Genomic DNA, 20392 nt, shown 5'->3' on the forward strand with positions numbered 1-20392 from the left:
AGTCGGCGGGCACCACGGCGGCATCACCCGGTGCGGTCGGCCGGCCCCGGGAGGGTCGGCGGTCCGGTGGGTGGGGTCACTGCAGCCGGCCGTCCTCAGGCCGGCCCGTTCGGCGCACGGGGGTCGCGCCGAACGGGGCTCAGTGGATCCTGATCCAGATGATCTTGTGGATGGAGGGCTGGCCCGGGCTCCAGTGGCTCCACTTGCCGAGCGTCACGCTCTCCAGACGCGGGTCACTGAGATTCCGCTGGAACTGGAAGGTCACCGCATTGTTTCCCGACTCGACCCAGTTCACGCCGTAGATGGCGACGGGGGCCTCGCCGGCGTTCGCGAAGCAGAGGGTGTCGCGTCCGCTGTTGTTGTGGATTTCGAGGTAGTCGTTCTGGTTGCAGTTCGTACGGTTGATCGTAGGGCCGTTGGCCGTGGTGGGAGCGGCCAGGGCGGGCGCGGCGGTGGCGATCAGCGCGGCCGCGACGGCAGCGCCGACACCGAGGGAACGTCGCATGGACTGCATCATTTACTCTCCCTTACTACGTCATCGAACCGGTTGGTGCAGACCCTCGCTCCATTGCGGGATCCGCCTCAAACGTCGCGTACATGCCATCTCCAGACGAGTGGGTTCTCGGCCAACTTCGTACACCGATGGACCGTGCACAGAGGAGGAGACTCCCGTTCCGCCTGCACCACCCCCGCGCCGGCCGCGGCCGCCCCGGCGGGTCCCGGCACGAAAGCCCGGCGCGGGATGCACGCAACGCAACGCCCCCCCCCCGACGCATCAGAGAAGTGTCGGGTCCAGGGGACGGGAGGGGTGCCGCACGCGAAGCCACGGGACGCACAGGTGCGGAACACGTGTCGACATCCGCCCGCCGAGGGGCCGCGGAAGCCCACCGCGGAATCGACCGGTTCGAGCACACTCCACAATCGGAGGATTCGCCTCCGAATGCACCGGCACATTCACGACGATTGAGTACACATGCGAGCAATACAAGGACGGCAAGGGCGCAGACCCTGTTACGGAGTTGCTGCACAACCGTCCGGCAATTCGTTCGATAAGCGGGTTCCGAGGGCTAGCACTCCGACATGGCCTCAGATTCCCGTCCGATATGGCAGGCGAACGATGACACCGACCCCGACCGGCCCCGGGCCCGTACGTCGCCGCTCCGGCTGGCCCGCCGCGGTGTGACCTTCCTGGGTGTCAGCGTGGTCTCCGGTGCGCTGCTGGTCGGCCTCGCCCCGCCGGCGGCCGGAGCGCTCGGGCTGGCCGCCAAGGACACCGCGGAGGGCTTCGACAACATCCCGGACGACTTCAAGACCCCGCCGCTCACCCAGGCGTCCCAGATCTACGACGCCAAGGGCGGGCTGATCGCCAAGGTCTCCGAGGACGACCGCACCGTGCTCACCGCCGAGCAGATGTCCCCGTACATGCGAAGGCGCCGCAGAGCGGTTGCGTCACCGCCAACGCGGGCATGGGCTTCTTCTGCGACACCCGAACAACCCCACCGCGACCGGCTCGGCCACCGGACCTGCGACCGGCACCGCGGCACCGGGCACGGCCCCGGCCGGCCCGCAGCGCTGACCGGCGGCGGGCGGGCCGGGGGGTACCCCGGCCCGCGCGCTCGCCCGGCCTGCTCCCCCGGCCTGCTCGCTCACCCGCCAGCCCGCCTACCCGGCCTGCGGGAAGCAGCTGCGGTGCAGTTCCACGGCCGCCCGGTGGACGGACTCCCCGATCAGGTCGTTCGTCCGCAGCAGCGTCAGGACGCTCCCGCCGGCCGGCACCTCGACCGCCTCCCGGACGGCCTGGGCGGCGTACCGGCGCGCTCCCCCCTTGTCCCCCGAGATCCGTGCCCGATCGCCCGGCAGCCCGTGACCCACGGGTTTTGCGGGAAGTGGCGGTCCGCCGCGTCCAGCCGGCCGCGCGCCTGCGCGACCCGCCCCGCCGCCCGTTCCGCACGCCAGCTCCCGATCAGCGCGAACAGGATGATGCTCGCCGCCTCGGGCCGGGCCGCGTACGCCCAGAGCATCCGCAGCGCCGCGTCGAAGACCGCTGCGGCCCGCTCGGGTTGTCCGGCGTCGAGGGCGAGCTGGGCGAAGACCACCTGCTCCCGGACCGCGCCGAGGACCGCCGACAGCGCACCGTCCTGGGCCGCCGCCCCGGGGTGCGGCACCCGGCGGGACTCCCCCGGGGGCCGCCCCGCCCGGGTGCGGTCGAGTCCGGGCAGCTCGGGCGGGCCGCCCGACCGGTCCGAGGCCCAGAGCCAGGCGGGCGCCCGGTACTCCTTGTGCGCCGCGACGACCGGCCAGAAGGCGGCGGCCGGCAGCCCGTGCTGCTCGTGCGCGACCACGTCGCAGAACACGTCGTCCGCGACGATCGCCACCAGGTCGGCCACCGGGTAGGCGGTGAGCGAATCCCGCAGCACCGCACTGTCGTTCAACCGGGACACCTCGATCGCCACGTCCGTGCAGAAGCCGAAGGCCCCGGAGCGCAGCGTCCCCTGGGCGAGGCTCAGCCGGACCCGCACCCGGGACTCGACCGGCAGCCCTGCGTTCACCCGTCTCAGCTCGATCCCGAGCGTCCTGATCAACTCGGTGATCACCAGGGACTCGTCGATCTCGCCCGGCAGCACCACCAGACCGCCGTCACCCGCCGTCGGCAGCAGCCAGCGGTCGAAGTCCACGCCGGCCCGGGCCGAGGCCTGCGCCAGCAGCGAGTGCAGCAGCCGGGCCGCGGCATCGCGCAACGGGGCCCGTGGCCGGGAGCTCCAGGAGAAGATGTCGACGGCGGCGCACGGCCGCCGGGCACCCTCGGGAACGCTCTCGGACACGGGCCCCTCCCCCCTCTCGAACCGGTCGGCCGGATTCTCCCCCTCCGGCCGTCCGGTGGAACGGTGGATCGGTGGACCGGTCAGCCGAACCAGCCGAACCAGCCGCGCAAGGAGTTCCAGATGCTGCGCAGGAAGCCGCTGACGGCCACCCAGATGTCGTACGCGTGGCGGCGCAGGAAGTCGCCGAAGGACTGCGCGGAGCGCAGCTCCCACTCCAGCTCCGCGCTGCTCAGTCTCCGGAGGGGTTCGTCGACCCTCCTGCGCTGGGCGTCGGTCAGTTCTGCCATCGTGACGTGATCCTTCCCGGAGGGGAACGGGGTTACAGGAGGACCGAACGCAGGCGCTGCCAGACGTCCTGGGCCGTCGCCCGGACCTGGTGCCAGAGTTCGTACCCGAGGTCCACGACCCCGGCGATCCAGTTGAGCAGGGTGGCGGCGGAACGCAGGATCGCGGCGACCTCGGTCTGCGACTCCCGTTCCAGGAGGGTGATGATGCGCTGCTGCTGATAGGCCGTCAGTGCCATGGGCTCAGTCCTTCTCGTGAGTGCGGCGCCAGTCCGCCGCGAGTGTGCGGGCCTCCTCGGAGGTGGCCAGCTCGAACGGGTCGGCCGGGGCCAGCGGGAGCTTCCAGGCCGCCGAACCGGCCGCGGTGACCAGCGCCAGCAGCAGGTCGTGCAGCCGGAACCGGCGTTCGGCGGCGTAGTGCACGATGTTCTCCGGGAGGAGGTCCGGCACCAGGTCCGACAGCTTCGCGACGATGTCCGCGCCGCGCCGCCGGATACTCTCCTCCTCCAACCGCCGTGCGCTGTCGGCTCCGACGACGCCGCGCAGCTCCTCGTCCGCCTTTCCGGTGCCCGCCAGCTTCATCAGGCCGCGCAGGAGGCCCCGGCCCCGCGGGTCGGGGGTCTCGGATCCGTGCTTGCTCATCGAGTGCTCCTTCTCTGGTGCGGGGTGCGGGGTGCGGTGGCTCGGGTACGGGGTGCGGCGCGGCCCGGGTGTGGGTGGGCCGGTCAGGAGGGCGGGAGCGCGCGCCCGCGCAGCCGCGCCGCGGTGTGCAGGCAGCGCGCCAGCGCGTCCAGGCCGTAGCCGCGCACGGGTGCGTAGGGCACCACGGCTCCGCGGCGGAGCGTGGGGGCGTACGGGGCGAGCTTGCCGAGGACGTTGTCGCACTGCTGGGAGAGGGCGGTCCGCTGGCCCGGCGACGGCCGGTTCCCGGCGGTGTCCCAGTCGTGCGGGCCGATGGTGTCGGCGCGGGTCAGTGCGACGGTCATCGGGAGTTGCGCGGGCAGCTCGCCGAGGGCGATCAGGGCCTCCTGGTCCGGCCGGAACACCCGGGGGTGCGACTGGACCACCCAGACCACGTGGTCGACCTCCGGCAGCAGGTCGCCGTACAGGCGGCGGTAGCGCTCCTCGGTCTCCCGGCTCTCGGCGAAGCCGGGGGTGTCGACCACCTCCAGGGGCAGGTCGGGTCCGCCGTCCGGGTCTGGGAGCCGGACCCGGACCCGATGCAGCTCCAGGGTGACGGCGCTGGTGTCCCTGCACCTGTGACCCGGGGCGGCGGCGGGGAGCCGGACCGGGCGGCCCTCAGCGCGTGAGCAGGGCGGCGACCAGGGTGCGGGCGTAGGCGGGGGCGAGGCCGTCGGGGCGGAAGAGGATGCGGTACATCATCGGGGCCACGACCGCGTCGAGCACCGCTTCGGTGTCCGGGGCGCTCTCGCCGCGGTCGGCGGCACGGGTGCGGATGGCGTCGACCTGGTCGGCGGCGTAGGCGGAGCAGCGGCCCGCGTTGCCGCCGTCGGGGTCGCCTAGCAGGGCGTCGCGGATGTAGGCGCGGCCGGGGGGCGAGTTCATCTCGTCGAGGAACTGCTCGGCCCAGGCGGTCAGGTCGGCCGCGAGGCCGCCCAGGTCCTCCGGCGGCGCCTCCGGGCGCAGCCGCTCCACCGCCACGTCGGACAGCAGCTCGTGTACGTCGCCCCAGCGGCGGTAGATCGTCGAGGGGGTGACCCCGGCGCGGGTCGCGATCACCGGGACGGTCAGGTTGTCGCGGCCCGCCTCGGCGACGAGTTCGCGGACGGCGTCGTGGACGGCCTGCTGGACGCGGGCGCTGCGCCCTCCGGGTCGGACAGGGGGTTTGCGGCTCACTGCGCCACCTTAGAGCAGTTCCGGGGCCGTCCGCGGAGGGCGCCGGCCGGGGCCGCTCACCCGGCGGCGGGTTCCGCGGCGACCTGCGCGGCCCGTTCGTGGGCCCGTCCGGCCCGCAGCAGCAGGTCCTCGCGCCCGGGGGCCGCCAGGAGTTGCAGGCCGACGGGCAGGCCGTCGCCGTCGGTGCCCGCGGGCACCGACAGGGCGGGGGCCCCGGTGATGTTGGCGGGCGCGGCGAGGCGTACGTAGGCGTCCGCGAGGCCCTCCTCGGTGCCGTCGGGCCAGCTGAACGCGGACCGGCCGACCCGGGCGGCGGCGATCGGGACGGTGGGCGCCGCGATCACGTCGACCGTCCGCCACAGGCCGGCCCAGGCGGTGCGCATCAGTGCGCGGGCGCGCCGGGCCCGCAGGTGGTCGGTGGCGGGCAGCAGGGTGCCGGCTTCGAGGAGCACCCGCACGTCGTCGCCGTACAGCTCGGGGGTCGCCCGCAGGGTGGCCTCGTGGTAGGCGGTGGCCTCGGGAACCATCAGGCCCCAGTGGACGGCCCGGAGGTAGCGGGCGAGCGGGATCTCGACGTCGACCGCGGTCGCGCCGAGGGACTCCAGCCGGGCCACCGCGGCGCGGACGACGGCCTCGGTGCCGGGGTCGACGCGTTCGAAGTAGTGGTTGACGGGGACGCCGATCCGCAGGCCGGTCAGGTCGGCGGCCGGGCCCGTCCCGTCCTCCTGGGCAGCGGCGGGCGGTGCGGTGCCGGTCAGGGCGGCGAGGGCGAGGGCGGCGTCCTCGACGGTACGGGTGAGCGTGCCGAGGTGGTCGAGCGACCAGGAGAGCGGGGTGACGCCGCGGCGGGGCAGCAGGTCGTAGGTCGGCTTGAGGCCGACGACGCCGTTGAGGGCGGCGGGGACCCTGATCGAGCCGCCGGTGTCGGTGCCGAGGGCGAGGAGCGCCGAGCCCGCGGCGACCGCGACGGCCGATCCGCCGCTGGAGCCGCCGGCGATCCGCCCGCGGTCGCGGGCGTTGCGGGTCTGCGGGGTGACCAGCCCGTAGGCGAACTCGTGGGTGTGGGTCTTGCCGACCAGGACGGCCCCGGCCTCGCGGAGCCGTTCGACGATCGCCGCGTCGGCGGCCGCCCGGTGTCCGGCGCGGACCCGGGAGCCGGCGCCGGTGGCGGTGCCGGCCACGTCGATGACGTCCTTCACCGCGACGGGCACGCCGTGCAGGGGCCCGCGCAGACGGCCGGCGGCGGCTTCGCGCTCGGCCTCCCGGGCTGCGCGGCGAGCACTCCCGGCGGTGACGGCGGCGTAGGCGTTGAGCCGGGGCTCGGTCCGTTCGATCCGTTCGAGGACGGCGTCGAGCAGGTCGACGGGAGAGACCTGACGGGTGCGCACGGCGTCCGCGGCGGCGGCGAGGGTGAGGTCGGCCAGGTCGGGCGAGTCGGGCGGGGTCGGCAGGTGGGGTGGGGTGGGCGGGTCAGGCAGTGCCATGGGTGTCCTCCGGTCGGTGCGGGGCGTCGGCGATCGGGGCGTCGGAGGCGGGCGGGGCGTCCTCGGTGACCGGGCCGTCCGCGGCGGGCGGGGTCGGGCCGAGGTCGAGTTCGCGCAGGACGGCGACGACGCGGTGGATGTGCTCGGCCGTGGCCGCGACGAGCGCGTGCCGTTCGGCGTCGAGCGGCAGGCCGGCGCGGGCGGCCCAGCGCGCTGCTTCCTCGGGTGTCAGGTCCGCTCCGGGCAAGGGGTCCTCCTCGCGGGACGCTCGGCGGTGCGGAGGTCCAGGGGTGCCTGGTCCGCGCCGCGAGACGCCCTCAACTAAAAGCTATGTCTTTGCTTTAGCGACTGTAAGGACCTAGGCTCCAGTAACGCAAATGCTTAGCTTTTACGGCCGCCCCCAGGAGCCCCGCCATGACCGCCGAACCGCAGCCCACGCCGGCCCCGGCCGCCCCGACCCCGACCCCGACCCCGGCCGCCACGAACCCGAGTTGGACCGTCGGCGAGCTCACCGTCCACCGCATCGACGAGATCCCGCTGCCGCCGCAGACCGGCCCGTGGCTGCTGCCGGACGCCACCCCGGAGGTCGTCGGCGCGCACCCGTGGCTGCGGCCGGACTTCGCGGACCGCCAGGGCGTCCTGCGCCTCGACAGCCACAGCTTCGCGGTCGTCGTCGACGGCCTGCGCGTCGTGGTGGACACCGGCATCGGCAACGCCAAGACCCGGACCAATCCGGCCTGGCACAACCTGGACACCGACTACCTCGACCGGCTGACCGCGGCCGGCTTCCCGCCCGAGACCGTCGACCTGGTCGTCCTCACCCACCTGCACACCGACCATGTCGGCTGGAACACCCGCCCGGACGGCGCCGGCGGTTGGACGCCCACCTTCCCCCGCGCCCGCTACCTGGTCTCGCGCACCGAGCGCGCGTTCTGGGCCGGCCAGGACATGGACGAGCCCCGCCGCCTGATGTTCCGTGACTCCGTCCTGCCGGTCGAGGACGCCGGGCTGCTCGACCCGGTCAACGTCCCGGCCGGGGGGCTCTCCGTCACCCCCGGTCTCACCCTGCTCCCCACCCCGGGGCACACGCCCGGCCACCTCGCCGTCCGGCTGGGCAGCGGGGGCGCCTCCGCGCTGGTCACCGGCGACTGCATCCACCACCCCGTACAGCTCGCCCGGCCCGCCGTCGACAGCTGCGTCGACATCGACCCGGCGCTCGCCCGGGCCACCCGCCGGGCGCTGCTCGCCTCGCTCGCGGGCACCGACACGCTGCTGCTGGGCACGCACTTCCCGCCGCCCACGGCCGGCCGGGTGGTCGCCGAGGACGGCGCCTACCGCCTGCTGCCGGCCCCGGCGGCGGGCGACTGAGGAGCCGGCGATGCCGCTGGGCCCGGTCGAGCCGACCCGGCCGTGAGCCCCGCCCGGGACGCCCCCGAACGGCGGGCCCTGGGCTCACCGGGCCCTAAGCTCACCGGAGTCGGCCGCGCCCGACCACCGCGGTCGCCGGGGTCAGCCGCGCCGAACCGCGGCGGTCGCCGGGATCCGCGGCGCGGACGCCCGCCGGTCCTCGGCGTCGAACGCCACCAGGGTGCGGGCGGCGGGCCCGAGCGCCCGTTCCAGCGCCTGTGGGGCTCCGTCGTCCAACCCTCCCACCGCCTCCGCGAGTTCCTCCACCACGTCCCGGGTGATCTCCTCCGCCACCGCGTCCGCGGGAGTCCGGGGCCCCAGCTTGCTCACCGCGGCCGCCGCGCGGGCGGGAGTGAGCAGGGCGGTCGCCTCGGCCACGAGCCAGGCGGGGACCCCGGCGGCACCCTGCGGCGGCGGCAGGTACGGGCGCGCGCCGTCGTAGCGCGCGTCCTCCGCGAAGCCCTGCTGCTTGACCTTCACGACGGGACGCCGGCCGGACTTCCGCTCGCACCAGCCACCGGCGGGCTTGAGGACGTAGCCCTCCGCGAGGTTGTCGGCGAGTGCGGGCAGCCCGAACAGGGCCGGGACGGCCGTCGGGAACGCCGCGGGCAGCTCCTGGAGGCGGTTCAGCGGGCCGTGGCCGAGCCGGGGGACGCAGCCGAGCCCGGCGGTGACGGCGGCCTCCCGCACCACGCGGTCGGCGAGCCAGTACCGCCCCTCCGAGGTCGCCACCGCGGCGTCGAAGAGCAGCCAGACCAGCCCGGGAGCGTACCCGACCCCGGTCTGCACGGGTTCCGTGCCGGCGACGGCGGGGACGTCGGGGTGCGGGTAGTGGCCGCCCGCCAGTTCCCCGTACACCGTCACGACCGCGTCCGCGTCGCGCCATCCGCCCTGCTCGCGCCACCCGCCCTGCTCGCGCACCGTCGCGGCGAAGCGGGCCGCCGCCACCGACAGCGCCGGCCAGATCCGGCTCACGCCGAAGAAGCCGTCCAGTTCGTGGTCGGCCAGCAGTTCGCGCCGTTTGGCGGGACGGACCGCGCCGGTGCCGTCGCACACCACCGCGAAGTGCGCCCCGTGCACCTTCTCGGCCGCCGTCCACTCCGAGCCCGCGGCGATCGCGGACCGCTCCCTCGCGGGAACCTTGGGGTACGGGCGCAGCGCGGGGCCCTCGAAGTCGGTGTCGGACACACCGGCGATGATCCCCGCGCACCGGCCCGCGGTGCAACGGGATTCGGCGCACCGGGCCTTCCGCCGGCCGCCGCCCGCCGCGGTCAGGCGTCGGGGGCGGGGTGCCAGTCGACCAGGAGGATGGTCGCGTCGTCGCGCAGGCGGTTGCCCTGGTGGGTGAGGATCTTGCGCATCAGCCGGCGCAGCGCCTCGGGCGCGGGCAGGCCGTCGGCCATCGCGCGGACCACGGTGTCGACCAGCTGCCGGTCGCCGAAGAGCCGACCCTCGCGGTCGCGGGCCTCGGTGACGCCGTCGGAGTGCAGCAGGACGCGGTCGCCCGGTTCCAGCTGCGCGGTGTGCACGAGCGGGCGGGTCCGGTGGACGCCCAGGGGCAGGCCGAGCGGCAGGTGCGCCTGGCGTTCCAGTGCGCCCGCCACCACCCGGCGCTGCCGGATCAGCAGCGGCGGCGGGTGGCCGCAGTTGATCCACGACAGCTCCCCGGTGACCGTGTCGAGGTTGGCGATCACACAGGTGAGCAGGCGGTCCGGGATCCACTCGCCCAGCGCGGCGTCGATCGCGTCGGCGATGTCGGGGAGGCCGCCGCCGTCCCGGCGGGTGGAGCGGCAGGCGGCCACCGCGACCGCGCTGCAGCCGCCGGAGGCGAGGTCGTGGCCCATCGCGTCGACCAGCGTCACGTGGAGGCGGGAGCCCGTGAGGTTGTGGTCGAAGGCGTCGCCACCGACCTCGTACGCGGGCTCCAGCACCGCGCTGGAGGTGACCCGGTCGGTGCCGATGGTGCGCGGCGGCAGGAACGCCCACAGCAGTTCGGCCTGCAGGCTCATCGCGCGGCGGCGCATGGTGCGGATCAGGACGTCGCTGAACGGCGCCTTGACGGCCACCACCAGGGCGGCGGCGGAGGCCAGCACCCGGCAGCGGGCGATCCGGGCGTCGTCCAGGAGGGGTGCGGCGATCCGCAGCACGCCGATCCGGCCGATGCCGTCGACCAGCGGGATCCAGCCCACCTGCTCGGTGCCGGTGCCGTTGCCGGGGCCGTCGGGCAGCCCGGAGACCTGGACGGTCTCGGTGCGGTAGGCGTGGCCGGCGAGCGATCCGTCGATGTCGAGGACCGCGGTGTCGGCCGGTAGCGGCGGCGGACGGGGCCCGGCCGGCGGCGATCCGGCCCGCGGCGGGCCGATCGGCGGCTCGTGCAGCGGCGGCTCGGGAAGGGCGACGAGCTGCTCCTGCTGCACGTCGGCCAGGTAGATCCAGGTGTGGGTGAGGCCCAGCCGCCGGCCGGCCGTCCACAGCAGCGCCGGCACGTCGTGCGGTCCCGCGCGGTGCGAATCCTCCAGCAGCCCGGTCAGGACCGACCCGAGCAGGCCGTCGTCCTCGGGGTGCACGACCTCGGGGTGCACGACGCCACCTCCTCCCTCAGACCTCCTCGTCCATGCCGATCGCCTCGTCCAGGGTGCGACGGGTGTCGCGGTCGGCGCCGTCCCGCTGCTCCAGCAGGGCGGTCGCGATGGCGTCGAGCTTGCGCTGCACGGCGTGCTCGGCCCGCCGCTCGGCGTTCTTGAGCAGCGCGAGCAGCAGCAGGGTGACCGCCGTCATCGCGTCGCCCGCGGCGAGCTGCCAGCTCAGCGGGGCGCCCAGCAGGTGCACGACGACGTTGGCGAGCACCAGCAGGACGCAGCAGACGTAGAAGAGCCGGGACGCGGTGAGGTTCGACGCGGTCTCCGCCAGGCGCTCGAACCACGTGCGGTCGTGTCCGGCGCGAACGGCGGGGTGCTCGATGCGCACGGCGGGCTCCGTCGGTCGGGGTCGGGCCGGTCGCCCGGCGCACTACCACCGGTACCAGCGGGTCCGTCGCACCCCGCCCGTACCGCGGGAGGCGAAGCCGACCAGCCAGACGACGAGCAGCCCCAGGGCCACCCACCAGAGGGCCTCCACGGCGAAGCCCGCGCCGAACAGCACCAGGATCAGCACCAGGAGCAGCGCCATCACGACCATCGGACTCAACTCCTCGTGGCACGCCCTGCGGTTCCGGCCCGGGGCCCGGGGGCGTGCCGTCGAAACGGTTCACCCCGCGTCTGACCGCGAGCGGCGTTCCGAAACCGGGTCCGGCGGGGCGGGTGGCCGGACCGGGCTCGGCGCACCGCCGTCCGCCCGTCCGCGCGGGCCGCCCGGCGCGCCCGTTGACAGCCCCCCGACAAGGGAGGACACGGACGTTCAACTTCAAATCATCGATTGGGCAACACGACTGACGCAGCGTCGGCGAGTCGCTACGGTGGCGCTTTGCCATCGATCAGTTCACCCGCATGGGAGCACCTATGTCCCGAAGCCGCAAGCTCCACCGCCTCGGCAACCCCGACACCGACGAGCGCCGCGCCCAGCGCATGCTGTTCCGCCACCTGCGCGACGACACCAACGCCAACCGCGGCCGGATGGCGAAGCGGGTCCGCGAACTCCAGCTGCTGCTGGCGATGGACCCGGTCGAGTTCGAGCGGCTGATCGCCCGCCTGATGGAGGCGATGGGCATGAAGGTGGCGCTGACGGCCCGGTCCCGGGACGGCGGGGTGGACGTGCGGGGCATCGACACCGACCCGTTCCGCGGCGGCAACGTGATCGTGCAGGTCAAGCGCTACCGGGACACCGTGACTCCGTCGGCCGTCCGGGACCTGTACGGCACGCTGCAGGACGACCGGGCCGCCACCAAGGCCGTCCTGGTCACGACCAGCCGCTTCGGCCCGAGCTCCCACCAGTTCGTCGCGGGCAAGCCGATCACGCTGATCAACGGCGCCGAGCTGGTCGGGCTGCTCAAGCACCACGGCTTCCACGAGGTGTTCGCCGACGCCCGGCACGCCGCCGCCGGCGCCGCGGACCCCGACGGCGGCGCGGCCGGGATCGACGTCGCCGCCGAACCCGCGCGGCTGCTGCTGCACTGGACCGGCGAGGACGAGTACGACATCGCCGCGCTGGTGTGCCGGGGCAACCGGGCGCTGTCGGACGAGCACCTGGTCTTCTACAACAACGGCTCGACGCCCGACGGCTCGGTGCGGCTGGTCACCGGGTACGGCGACGCCAACGCCTGTCTGATGGTCGACTTCGACGCCCTGCCCGCCGACGCCGACCGGCTGGTGATCGTCGCCGCGGCCGACACCGAGAACCACCCGGCGGCCACCATGGCCGGGTTCGCCGGCCCGGCGCTGATCCTGGAGGCCGGCGAGGACGTCCCCGCGGCCGTGGCGCACATGGCGGACGGCGCGGAGACCAACACCGCGATGCGGCTGGGCCGGTTCGACCGCGACGCCGAGGGCAACTGGGACTTCACCCCCGCCCTCGCCGGGTACCCGGGCGGGCTGCACCAGGCGGTGGTCTCGTACGGCCTGGAGGTCGCGGAGGCGTAGCCGGTCCCCGCGCGGCGGCAGGACGCCACGGCGGCGGGCGGGGTCCGCGGCGGCCGGGGCGGCCGGGGTTCGGGGCGGAGACGCGGGACGGCGGAGCGGGCGTCCGGGCGGCGGTTGCCCGGGCCCCGGCGCTCCAGTACCGTACCGCCCGCTGTCCGGAATTGGTCTGGACAAGAGGTGAGGTGCCGCGTGACCCCTGCCGACGACCGCCCCATCCGCTGGGGCATTCTGGCGACCGGCGGGATCGCGGCGGCCTTCACCGCGGACCTGCGGCACACCCCCGGCGCGGTGGTCGCGGCCGTGGCCTCCCGCGAGGAGGCGACGGCACGCGCCTTCGCCGCGCGGCACGGCATCCCCCGGGCCCACGGCTCCTGGCAGGCGCTGGCCGAGGACCCGGAGGTCGACGTGGTCTACGTCGCCACCCCGCACGGCCACCACCACCCGGCCGTCGCGCTGCTGCTGGAACACGGCCGCCCGGTGCTCTGCGAGAAGCCCCTCACCGTCAACGCGCCCCTGGCCCGGGAGCTGGTCGCCCTCGCCCGCGAGCGCGGCACCTTCCTGATGGAGGCCATGTGGACGCTCGTCCACCCGGCCGTCCGCAGGGCCGCCGAACTCCTCGCCGACGGCGCGGTCGGCGAGGTCCTCTCCCTGCACGCCGAACTCGGCTGGCGCGCCGAGGTCGGGCCCGGGCACCGGCTCCGGGACCCGGCCGCGGGCGGCGGCGCCCTGCTCGACGCCGGGGTGTACCTCGTCGCACTGGCGCACCTCCTGCTCGGCCCGCCCGAGCGGATCGACGCCCGGGCCCGGCTGACCCCCGAGGGCGTGGACGAGCACACCGGCATCCTCCTGGCCCACCCCGGCGGCGCCCACGCGCACCTGACCTGTTCGTTCGGTGCGACCCTCGGCCAGCACGCCGTCGTCCACGGCACCCGCGGTCGGATCGAGATCCCGGCGGACCTCTACAACCCGCCGGGGATCGTGCTCCACCGCGAGGGCGCCGAGCCGCAGCACGTCCCGGCCCCGCTCGTCGCCGGCCACGGCTACGGCCCGGAGGCCGCCGAGGTGATGCGCTGCCTGCGGGCCGGTGCAACCGAATCGCCGCTGGTCCCGCTCGACGGCACGCTCGCCGTCCTCGACACCATGGACGCCGTACGCCACCGGATCGGGCTCCGCCTCCCCCACGACGCCCCCGGCTGAGCCCCGCGGCCGGGGCCGTGCCGGAGCCGTCCGGGGTGTGTCCGAGGGCCGGTCGGCGGGATCGGCGGTGTGCAGCGGGGGCGGCGGGGAAAGCAGGGCAGTATGGCTCTTCTCCCAGCGTCCCTGACGGCCGCGGTCCGCCGCGGCTCCCGAGACCCCTTCGTCGTCCAGACGATCCGGGCGACCGTGGCCGCCACGCTGTCCTACGTCGTGGCGACGCAGCTGAGCAGTGAGCCCGCCCCGCTGACGGCGCCTCTCACCGCGCTGCTGGTCGTCCAGGTGACCGTCTACTCGACGCTGACGACCAGCATCCGCCGGGTCAACTCGGTGGTGGTGGGGGTACTGATCGCCGTCGGCTTCAGCGCCGTGGTGGGGCTTTCCTGGTGGAGCCTCGGCCTGATCATCCTGGCCTCGCTGACGGTCGGCCGGTTCGTGCGGGTGGACGAGTTCGTCCAGGAGGTGGCGATCAGCGCGATGCTGATCCTGGGCGTGAGCCAGCTGACCTCGCAGGCCTGGGACCGCGTCCTGGAGACCCTGATCGGCGCGGTGGTCGGCCTCGCGTTCAACGTGGTGTTCGCCCCGCCGGTGTGGGTGGACACCGCCGGCGAGTCGATCGAGGACCTGGCCCGCCGGGCCCGCAAGCTGCTGCTGGGCATCGCCGAGGAACTGAGCCGGGCCGTCCCGGTGGAGCGCGCCGCCGAGAAACTGCACGAGGCCCGCGCCCTCGACCAGGCGATCGCCGACGTCGACGCCGCCCTGCGGCAGGCCGAGGACAGCCTGCGGCTCAACCCCCGGATCACCGAGGGCCTGCTCTCCCGGCTGGTGCTGCGCACCGGCCTGGACACCCTGGAGATCTGCGTCGTGGTGATCCGGGTCCTCGCCCGCTCGCTGACCGACCTGGCCAAGCGCCGGGCGCCGGGCCAGCGGCTGTTCCCCACCGAGGTGGCGGTCGCCCTGGAGGAACTGCTGGCCCACCTCGGCGGCGCCCTGGTCAGCTTCGCCGTGCTGGTCACCACGCAGGTGAGCCGCAACGCCGAGGAGGCCGAGCAGCGGCTCACCGCCGAGCTGTCCGCCGCCTGGGCCAGCCGGGAGAACGTCGCCCACCTGCTGCTCAAGGAGGTCCAGGAGGACCCGCACGCCTGGCAGCTGCACGGTGCCCTGCTGGCCGAGATCGACCGGATCCTCGACGAACTGGACCTCGACCACCGCGGACGGCGGCTGATGGAGGAGCTGGACCGGGCCTCGGTGGCAAGCCGCGAGCGGTTCTCCCGCTTCCCGAGGCTGCGCCGCTTCGCCCGCGGCGAGCGCCTGCGCCCGTCCCGGCTGCGGCGCAGGCGGCGGGAGGCGCGCAGCCGGACCGCCTGAGGCAGCGGACGCCGGGCCCTGCCGGGCACCCGTGGCACCCGGGCGGGCCTCAGGACGGTTTCTCGTCGTCGGGCCAGGTCCGGGTGTCGCGGGGGCGGACGTACGGCTCGTCCTCGACCGGGTGGCCACCGGCGACGGCGCGTTCGCGGGAGAGCTCGGCGTCGAACTCCAGGCCGAGCAGGATGGCGAGGTTGGACACCCAGAGCCACACCAGGAAGATGACGACCCCGGCCAGGGTGCCGTAGATCTTGTTGTAGGAGCCGAAGTTCGCGGTGTACAGCGCGAAGCCGGCCGAGGCGGCCAGCCAGATCGCGACCGCCAGCAGGCTGCCCGGGGAGACCCAGCGGAAGCCGCGTCCGCGCACGTTCGGCGCCGCCCAGTACAGCAGGGAGACCATCAGGGCCACGAGGAGCAGCAGCACCGGCCACTTCGCGTAGGACCACACCGTCAGCCCGGTGCTGCCGACCCCGAGGGCCCGGCCGACCCGGTCGGCGAGCGGGCCGGTGAACACCACGATCACCGCGCTCACCGACAGCAGCGCCATCAGCAGCAGGGTCAGCCCGAGGCGCAGCGGGGTGGTCTTCCACACCGGCCGTCCCTCCCGGATGTCGTAGACCGCGTTGGAGGAGCGGATGAAGGCGGCGACGTACCCGGAGGCCGACCACAGGGCGGCCGCCAGACCGACGATCATCAGGACGGTGCTGGTGCCACCGCTGTTCTGCAGCTGCTGGACGGCGCTGCGCAGGATGTCCCGGGCGGCGCCGGGGGCGAGCTTGTCCACGTTGCCCAGGAGGGCGTCGGTCGCGGCGGTGCCGATCACGCCGAGCACGGAGACCAGCACGAGGAGGGCGGGGAAGATCGCCAGTACGCCGTAGTAGGTCAGCGCGGCGGCACGGTCCGGCAGCTCGTCCTCCAGGAACTCCTTGCCGGTGCGGCGCAGCACCGCCGTCCACGAGCGGCGGGGCAGTTCGCTCGGGCGGTCCGGTTCGGCCTCCTCGACGCGTCGGCTGGGCCCGGGTTCGGCGTCGGGTTCGGGTTCGATGTCGGGTTCGGGTTCGGACGCGTGGCCCCGGGAGGGGCCGGAGAAGGGTGCCGAAGCGGCGTCCGGTGCGGGGTTCCGCGCGGCTGCGACGGCGTTCTCGGCGACCTTCTCGGCGGCCCGCTCGGCGTCGCCGGCCTGGTGGGTACCTCGGAAGGGGGGTGGCATGCCGCCCCGTGTACCCCGGTCCCCCGGGTCCAATCGGCCTCGGCGGGTCCGACCGCGGCCCCGGTCCTGAGCCGGGACCCCCGGGGGGGCCGGTCCGGCCGTCGCTGCCCGCGCCGGTCCCGCCCGATCGGGGTAGACAGGGGGTGCGGCCGTGCCGGTCCGTGCGCCGTCCGGCGGCGGGGCGGGGCCGCGTCCGGAGGGGGTGGACGAACAGGGAGGCAGTCGATGCGATTCATGATGCTGGTCAAGGCCACCGCCGACTCCGAGGCGGGCACCATGCCCGGCCCGGAGGTCTTCGAGGCGATGAACCGGTACAACGACGAGCTGATCAAGGCCGGAGTGCTGCTCGCGGCCGACGGTCTGCATCCGACCTCGGAGGGCTTCCGGGTGACCTTCGGAACCGGCGGGGATACCTCCGTCGCCGACGGCCCGTTCACCGGGACGGAGGAACTGCTCGCCGGCTACTGGCTGATCGACGTGCCGTCCAAGGAGGACGCGGTGGCCTGGGCCAGGAAGGTGCCGTTCGAACCGGGCGACACCCTGGAGGTCCGCCGGGTCTTCGAGGTCGAGGAGTTCCCCGAGGACGTCCTGCCGGCCGAGGTGGCCGCCCGCGAGCAGGAGTGGCGGGCCGCCAACCAGCAGCGCCCGATCCAGGGCTGACCCCGTCGGCACCGGGGACCGGCGGGAACGGGAGACGACCCTACGACCCGCCACCGACGCCGCCGCCCGCTGTGATCCGCTTCACGGGAACTCCGCGGCGCGGACGGCCAGTACAGGGCATGAACAGTTCCTCCGCACCCCGCCGCCGCAGCGTCCTGCGGTCCCTGGCCGTCGGCGTCGCCCTGGTGGTCGCCGCGGCGCCCGCCGCCGAGGCCGCCGCGTCGGGCGCCGCCGACCCCGGGCCGGAGGCGGTCGCCCTGACGATCGTCCACATCGGCCGGAACGGCGCTCCGACCGACACGTACGAGACCCGGGTCGCCGGGGTGTCCGGTCCCGGCGCCGAACAGAACGTCAGCCCGTACGACGCCTCGGGGACCACCACCGTGCGGCTCCCCCGCGGCCGGTACCTGCTGGACAGCCAGGTGTACGGCTCGGACGCCATGGACTGGCTGGTGCAGCCGCGCCTGGACCTCACCCGGGACACCACGGTCACCGTCGACGCCCGCACCACCGTCCCCGTGGACGTCCGACCGCCGGACGGCGCCGCGGAGTTCCTGCACAGCGCGATGTTCGTCGAGGTCGCGCACGGCGGCGCCACCCGGCAGGCGTACCTGCTGTCCAACCGGCCCGGCCTGCGTACCGCCCACCTCGGGCCGGACGCCGAGGCGGGCTCGGTGCGGCAGTGGTACGACGGGTACTGGACGGCCGGGGCGGTGAGCTACGGGCTCGGCTACACCTTCTCGGGCCGGCGCGCGCTCACCGGTCTCACCCGGCACCCCGCCGCCCGGGACCTGGCGGCGCTCCAGGTGCGGGCGGCGGCCCGGTCCGGTGCCGGGGGCAGCGCGGAGGTCGACGTGACGGCGGCCCCCGGGCCGACGCTCGGCATCATCCGCACGGTGCCCGCCGCGGGGACCGCCACCTTCCTGGTCACCCCCGACCGCGGCACCTGGGACGTCTCGTACGCCGCACCGACCGCGCCGGGCACCCGGCCGAACCGCTACAGCGTGTCCGGTGCGGCCCTGCGCGCCGGCACCACCACCGTGCACACCTTCGACAACGCCGTCCTGGGCCCCCACCTGGCCGGCCCGGACGGCGCGACCCGGGACGGGACCCGGCTGGCCGTGGACCTCCCGCTGCTCGCCGACGGCGACGGGCACCGGCCCTCGCTGCCGCCCTTCGACAGCGCCACCACCACCCTGCACCGCAACGGCGCCCCGCTCGGTACCGCGACCGGCGCGCCGGGGCGGGCCGAGTTCACCGTGCCGCCGGGGCGCGCGGCCTATCGGCTGACCAGCACGGTCGAGCGCGGCGGCGCCCCCGGCACCGCGACCCGGGTGAGCGCCTCGTGGACCTTCCACTCGCAGGCCGCCGGCGGTCCGGCGCGGCTGCCGCTCAGCGTGGTGCGGTTCTCGCCGGCGCTGGACCTGGACGGCACCGTCGCCGCGGGCGCCCCGCTGCGGGTCCCGGTCACCGTCCTCGGCGCGGGCTCGGACGGCCGGACCCGCTCGCTGACCGTCGCGGTCTCCTTCGACGGCGGGGCGGCGTGGAGCCCGCTCCCGGTGGAGCGGGGCGCGGTGACGGTCCGTCACCCTAGGTCCGCCGGCGGGGTCTCACTGCGCGCCGAGCTGACCGACACCGACGGGAACACGCTGGCCCAGACGATCGTCGACGCCTACCGCACCCGGTAGCCGCCCCCGTCGTGGGCCCGCCCCGGACCGGGCGTCGGGAGCGGGCCCGCGACGGACCGTCAGTCGCCGCTGCGGAACAGCGGCTCGCCGGCGTGCAGCCGACGGCACAGACGCCGGTAGCTCGGCCGGTCCAGCTTGGGCAGCCGGCCCTCCCGGGCCCGCTTGGCGCCGCCGTCGTACACCTGCGGGACGAAGATCTCCCGGGCCGCCCGCAGCTGCTCCTTCGTCGGTTCGTAGGAGTCGATCTCGACCTCCAGCTCGCCCGCGGTGTAGTCGGCGGACTTGTCGCTCAGCACCAGCGCCCGGCCGTGGACCCGACCCGCCACCTCGAAGGTGAAGTCGTTGTAGTAGCCGCAGACCAGGCCCTCGGCCCGCAGGTCGCCCGCGACGTACACCGAGCCCCAGGAGACCAGGTCGCGGACCACCAGGTCGCCGAGCACCACGAGCATGCCGATATCGGAGACGTAGTCGTCGACGAAGCCGTGCACCACGAGGTCGCCGTCCACGATCAGCGCGGTGTCGTGGTCGAGGCTCTCCGGCACGACGAGGTCGCCGGGGTGGACGGACCAGCCGTAGCCGGGGATGTCGAGGTAGTCGGCGATGTCGGTGTGCCGGCCGACCCGGTCGGCGTACGCGCCGGCGTCGGCGAGGCGGTCGAAGCGGGCCCGCCAGTCGGAGGTGGTCAGCACGGCTTGGTCTCCCGTCCGGCAGCCGCCCGCAGCGACCGGACCTCCAGCAGGTCACGGGCCTCGGTGGCGTGGTCGTCGTTCGAGCACTCGGCGATCGCGGCGAGCACGGCCTCCGGCAGCTCGGGGTTCTGCAGCATGTACCCGCAGCGGTTGCACTCCGCGGCCCAGGCGAGCAGGACGTCCTGCGGGACGGCCGGGTTCTTCGCCAGCTTGTCGAGGTGGTAGTTGTCCACGTCCGGGTCGACCGTGCGGACGAACCCGGCGAGCGCCTCCGGCGGGGCGTGCCGGTTGGCGGCGGCCGCGCGCAGGTAGTAGATCGGGCTGTCGAGCAGCGTGGCGAGCACCTGCTCGGGCGGCAGCGTCCCGACCTCCTCCTCGATCCGGTGGAAGCTCGCCCACTCCTCGTCGCCGCGGACGGTGCTCTCGCAGTAGCGCAGCCCGAAGTCGATCAGCAGGTCGGCCGGCCAGTTCGGCTGCGACATCGCGTTCCCGAGGTGGAAGTACGGGTCCAGCTCCAGCTCGTACGCCCGGCGCAGCGACTCGGGCGGGGTGGCCGGGTGGCGCAGCGCCTCGTACACCAGGTGCCGCCGTGCGTCCCGCACCTCCTGCAGCTCCCACTCCGGCAGCTGCTCCGTCGCGGCGCCGGATGCCGCCTGCTCGGCCTCGGCCGCGGCGGCCCGGGCAAGGGCGTCGACGATCCGGGCGAGCGCGGCGGGCGGGGCGAGCCGGTTCCCGAGCAGCGCGTCCATCACCAGCGGGTCGGGGTCGGCCGCCAGCTCGGTCAGCTGCTCGACCGGGGTGTACCAGTTGCCGGCCACGGCGGCCCGGACCCGTACGTCGGTGTCCTCCGCGAGCAGGGCGAGCAGCTCCGGGTCGTGGTTGCGCCACCGGACGGCGACGAGTTCCCGCACCACCGGGTCGGCGTCGCGCACCAGCGCCGGCAGCGCCTCGGCCAGCTCGGGGCGGCCCAGCCGCTGGACGGCGGTGCGGCGGACCTTCTCGTCCGGGTCGGTGAGGTCGGAGCCGCCGCTGCGGCCGAGCACGGACAGCACCCGGCGCACCCGGGGATCGGGGTCGCCCGTCAGCGCGTCCAGCTCCTCGGACCGGACCCCGACCCGGCGCGCCACGGCCAGCCGGACGTCCGCGCAGGCGTCGGCG

The 20392-nt window shown here is 75.0% G+C and carries 22 protein-coding genes; 6 read left to right on the forward strand and 16 right to left on the reverse strand.

What is annotated here, in order from left to right; genetic code table 11:
* Positions 1-139: 139 nt before the first annotated feature.
* The 9 genes from ACWGB8_RS31890 to ACWGB8_RS31930 all read right to left on the reverse strand — a co-directional run bounded on the left by ACWGB8_RS31890 (position 140) and on the right by ACWGB8_RS31930 (position 6694).
* Complete coding sequence (locus ACWGB8_RS31890) at positions 140-517, reverse strand: beta/gamma crystallin domain-containing protein (RefSeq protein WP_452217104.1); 378 nt, start codon at positions 515-517, stop codon at positions 140-142.
* A 1234-nt stretch (positions 518-1751) separates the two neighbouring features.
* Positions 1752-2822 (reverse strand): hypothetical protein, encoded by a 1071-nt coding sequence (locus tag ACWGB8_RS31895; RefSeq protein ID WP_452217105.1) that lies wholly within the window; start codon positions 2820-2822, stop codon positions 1752-1754.
* Positions 2823-2902: 80 nt separating this feature from the next.
* Positions 2903-3109 (reverse strand): hypothetical protein, encoded by a 207-nt coding sequence (locus tag ACWGB8_RS31900; RefSeq protein WP_452217106.1) that lies wholly within the window; start codon positions 3107-3109, stop codon positions 2903-2905.
* A 32-nt stretch (positions 3110-3141) separates the two neighbouring features.
* Positions 3142-3345, reverse strand: coding sequence for a hypothetical protein (locus ACWGB8_RS31905; protein WP_452217107.1), 204 nt, complete (start codon positions 3343-3345; stop codon positions 3142-3144).
* Between the two features lie 4 nt (positions 3346-3349).
* Positions 3350-3748 (reverse strand): hypothetical protein, encoded by a 399-nt coding sequence (locus ACWGB8_RS31910; protein ID WP_452217108.1) that lies wholly within the window; start codon positions 3746-3748, stop codon positions 3350-3352.
* A gap of 83 nt (positions 3749-3831) precedes the next feature.
* Positions 3832-4272, reverse strand: a complete 441-nt coding sequence (locus ACWGB8_RS31915) for a hypothetical protein (RefSeq protein WP_452217109.1) — start codon at positions 4270-4272, stop codon at positions 3832-3834.
* Between the two features lie 133 nt (positions 4273-4405).
* The gene (locus ACWGB8_RS31920) at positions 4406-4963 is read right to left on the reverse strand and encodes a TetR/AcrR family transcriptional regulator (protein ID WP_452217110.1); all 558 of its coding nucleotides are present in this window, start codon (positions 4961-4963) and stop codon (positions 4406-4408) included.
* A gap of 56 nt (positions 4964-5019) precedes the next feature.
* A complete protein-coding gene (locus tag ACWGB8_RS31925; RefSeq protein ID WP_452217111.1) occupies positions 5020-6447 on the reverse strand; it encodes an amidase in 1428 nt (475 codons plus the stop codon).
* Positions 6434-6694 carry a hypothetical protein gene (locus ACWGB8_RS31930; RefSeq protein ID WP_452217112.1) on the reverse strand — a complete coding sequence of 87 codons (261 nt, stop codon included), beginning with the start codon at positions 6692-6694 and terminating at the stop codon, positions 6434-6436. Before ACWGB8_RS31930 ends, ACWGB8_RS31925 begins: the two co-directional genes overlap by 14 nt.
* Positions 6695-6861: 167 nt before the next feature.
* On the opposite strand from ACWGB8_RS31930, the gene ACWGB8_RS31935 reads away from it, so the two are divergent.
* Complete coding sequence (locus tag ACWGB8_RS31935) at positions 6862-7815, forward strand: MBL fold metallo-hydrolase (protein ID WP_452217113.1); 954 nt, start codon at positions 6862-6864, stop codon at positions 7813-7815.
* A gap of 141 nt (positions 7816-7956) precedes the next feature.
* Here the strand turns inward: ACWGB8_RS31935 and ACWGB8_RS31940 are convergent, their stop codons facing one another.
* The 4 genes from ACWGB8_RS31940 to ACWGB8_RS31955 all read right to left on the reverse strand — a co-directional run bounded on the left by ACWGB8_RS31940 (position 7957) and on the right by ACWGB8_RS31955 (position 11031).
* Positions 7957-9042, reverse strand: coding sequence for an RNA ligase family protein (locus tag ACWGB8_RS31940; RefSeq protein WP_452217114.1), 1086 nt, complete (start codon positions 9040-9042; stop codon positions 7957-7959).
* Positions 9043-9125: 83 nt separating this feature from the next.
* Complete coding sequence (locus ACWGB8_RS31945; protein ID WP_452217115.1) at positions 9126-10436, reverse strand: PP2C family protein-serine/threonine phosphatase; 1311 nt, start codon at positions 10434-10436, stop codon at positions 9126-9128.
* A 16-nt stretch (positions 10437-10452) separates the two neighbouring features.
* The gene (locus ACWGB8_RS31950; protein ID WP_452217116.1) at positions 10453-10821 is read right to left on the reverse strand and encodes a low affinity iron permease family protein; all 369 of its coding nucleotides are present in this window, start codon (positions 10819-10821) and stop codon (positions 10453-10455) included.
* A gap of 42 nt (positions 10822-10863) precedes the next feature.
* A complete protein-coding gene (locus ACWGB8_RS31955) occupies positions 10864-11031 on the reverse strand; it encodes a hydrophobic protein (RefSeq protein ID WP_452217117.1) in 168 nt (55 codons plus the stop codon).
* Positions 11032-11351: 320 nt separating this feature from the next.
* Here ACWGB8_RS31955 and ACWGB8_RS31960 point away from each other — a divergent pair, with 320 nt between their 5' ends.
* The 3 genes from ACWGB8_RS31960 (at position 11352) to ACWGB8_RS31970 (ending at position 14990) form a co-directional block, all read left to right on the forward strand.
* A complete protein-coding gene (locus ACWGB8_RS31960) occupies positions 11352-12428 on the forward strand; it encodes a restriction endonuclease (RefSeq protein ID WP_452217118.1) in 1077 nt (358 codons plus the stop codon).
* 189 nt (positions 12429-12617) lie between these two features.
* A complete protein-coding gene (locus ACWGB8_RS31965; RefSeq protein WP_452217119.1) occupies positions 12618-13625 on the forward strand; it encodes a Gfo/Idh/MocA family protein in 1008 nt (335 codons plus the stop codon).
* Positions 13626-13727: 102 nt separating this feature from the next.
* A complete protein-coding gene (locus ACWGB8_RS31970; RefSeq protein WP_452217120.1) occupies positions 13728-14990 on the forward strand; it encodes an FUSC family protein in 1263 nt (420 codons plus the stop codon).
* A gap of 49 nt (positions 14991-15039) precedes the next feature.
* On the opposite strand, the gene ACWGB8_RS31975 is transcribed toward ACWGB8_RS31970, so the two are convergent.
* Positions 15040-16197: a YihY/virulence factor BrkB family protein gene (locus ACWGB8_RS31975; protein WP_452217121.1), complete on the reverse strand. Its 1158-nt coding sequence runs from the start codon at positions 16195-16197 to the stop codon at positions 15040-15042.
* 225 nt (positions 16198-16422) lie between these two features.
* On the opposite strand from ACWGB8_RS31975, the gene ACWGB8_RS31980 reads away from it, so the two are divergent.
* Positions 16423-16857, forward strand: coding sequence for a YciI family protein (locus ACWGB8_RS31980; protein WP_452217122.1), 435 nt, complete (start codon positions 16423-16425; stop codon positions 16855-16857).
* A 119-nt stretch (positions 16858-16976) separates the two neighbouring features.
* The gene (locus tag ACWGB8_RS31985) at positions 16977-18545 is read left to right on the forward strand and encodes a serine protease (RefSeq protein ID WP_452217123.1); all 1569 of its coding nucleotides are present in this window, start codon (positions 16977-16979) and stop codon (positions 18543-18545) included.
* Between the two features lie 59 nt (positions 18546-18604).
* Here ACWGB8_RS31985 and ACWGB8_RS31990 read toward each other — a convergent pair whose 3' ends face one another.
* Both ACWGB8_RS31990 and ACWGB8_RS31995 read right to left on the reverse strand, forming a co-directional pair.
* Positions 18605-19234, reverse strand: a complete 630-nt coding sequence (locus ACWGB8_RS31990) for a hypothetical protein (protein WP_452217124.1) — start codon at positions 19232-19234, stop codon at positions 18605-18607.
* Positions 19228-20392, reverse strand: a 1165-nt coding sequence (locus tag ACWGB8_RS31995; RefSeq protein WP_452217125.1) for a HEAT repeat domain-containing protein, incomplete at its 5' end; no start/stop codon positions are given. The genes ACWGB8_RS31995 and ACWGB8_RS31990, both read right to left, overlap by 7 nt.

Source organism: Kitasatospora sp. NPDC054939, assembly GCF_053610105.1.

Coding starts and splice junctions, on each gene's coding strand:
- ACWGB8_RS31955 (WP_452217117.1), bottom strand. CDS start 11,031: ATGGTCGTGATGGCGCTGCTCCTGGTGCTGATCCTGGTGCTGTTCGGC.
- ACWGB8_RS31900 (WP_452217106.1), bottom strand. CDS start 3,109: ATGGCAGAACTGACCGACGCCCAGCGCAGGAGGGTCGACGAACCCCTC.
- ACWGB8_RS31935 (WP_452217113.1), top strand. CDS start 6,862: ATGACCGCCGAACCGCAGCCCACGCCGGCCCCGGCCGCCCCGACCCCG.
- ACWGB8_RS31980 (WP_452217122.1), top strand. CDS start 16,423: ATGCGATTCATGATGCTGGTCAAGGCCACCGCCGACTCCGAGGCGGGC.
- ACWGB8_RS31910 (WP_452217108.1), bottom strand. CDS start 3,748: ATGAGCAAGCACGGATCCGAGACCCCCGACCCGCGGGGCCGGGGCCTC.
- ACWGB8_RS31960 (WP_452217118.1), top strand. CDS start 11,352: ATGTCCCGAAGCCGCAAGCTCCACCGCCTCGGCAACCCCGACACCGAC.
- ACWGB8_RS31890 (WP_452217104.1), bottom strand. CDS start 517: ATGATGCAGTCCATGCGACGTTCCCTCGGTGTCGGCGCTGCCGTCGCG.
- ACWGB8_RS31975 (WP_452217121.1), bottom strand. CDS start 16,197: ATGCCACCCCCCTTCCGAGGTACCCACCAGGCCGGCGACGCCGAGCGG.
- ACWGB8_RS31925 (WP_452217111.1), bottom strand. CDS start 6,447: ATGGCACTGCCTGACCCGCCCACCCCACCCCACCTGCCGACCCCGCCC.
- ACWGB8_RS31970 (WP_452217120.1), top strand. CDS start 13,728: ATGGCTCTTCTCCCAGCGTCCCTGACGGCCGCGGTCCGCCGCGGCTCC.
- ACWGB8_RS31985 (WP_452217123.1), top strand. CDS start 16,977: ATGAACAGTTCCTCCGCACCCCGCCGCCGCAGCGTCCTGCGGTCCCTG.
- ACWGB8_RS31905 (WP_452217107.1), bottom strand. CDS start 3,345: ATGGCACTGACGGCCTATCAGCAGCAGCGCATCATCACCCTCCTGGAA.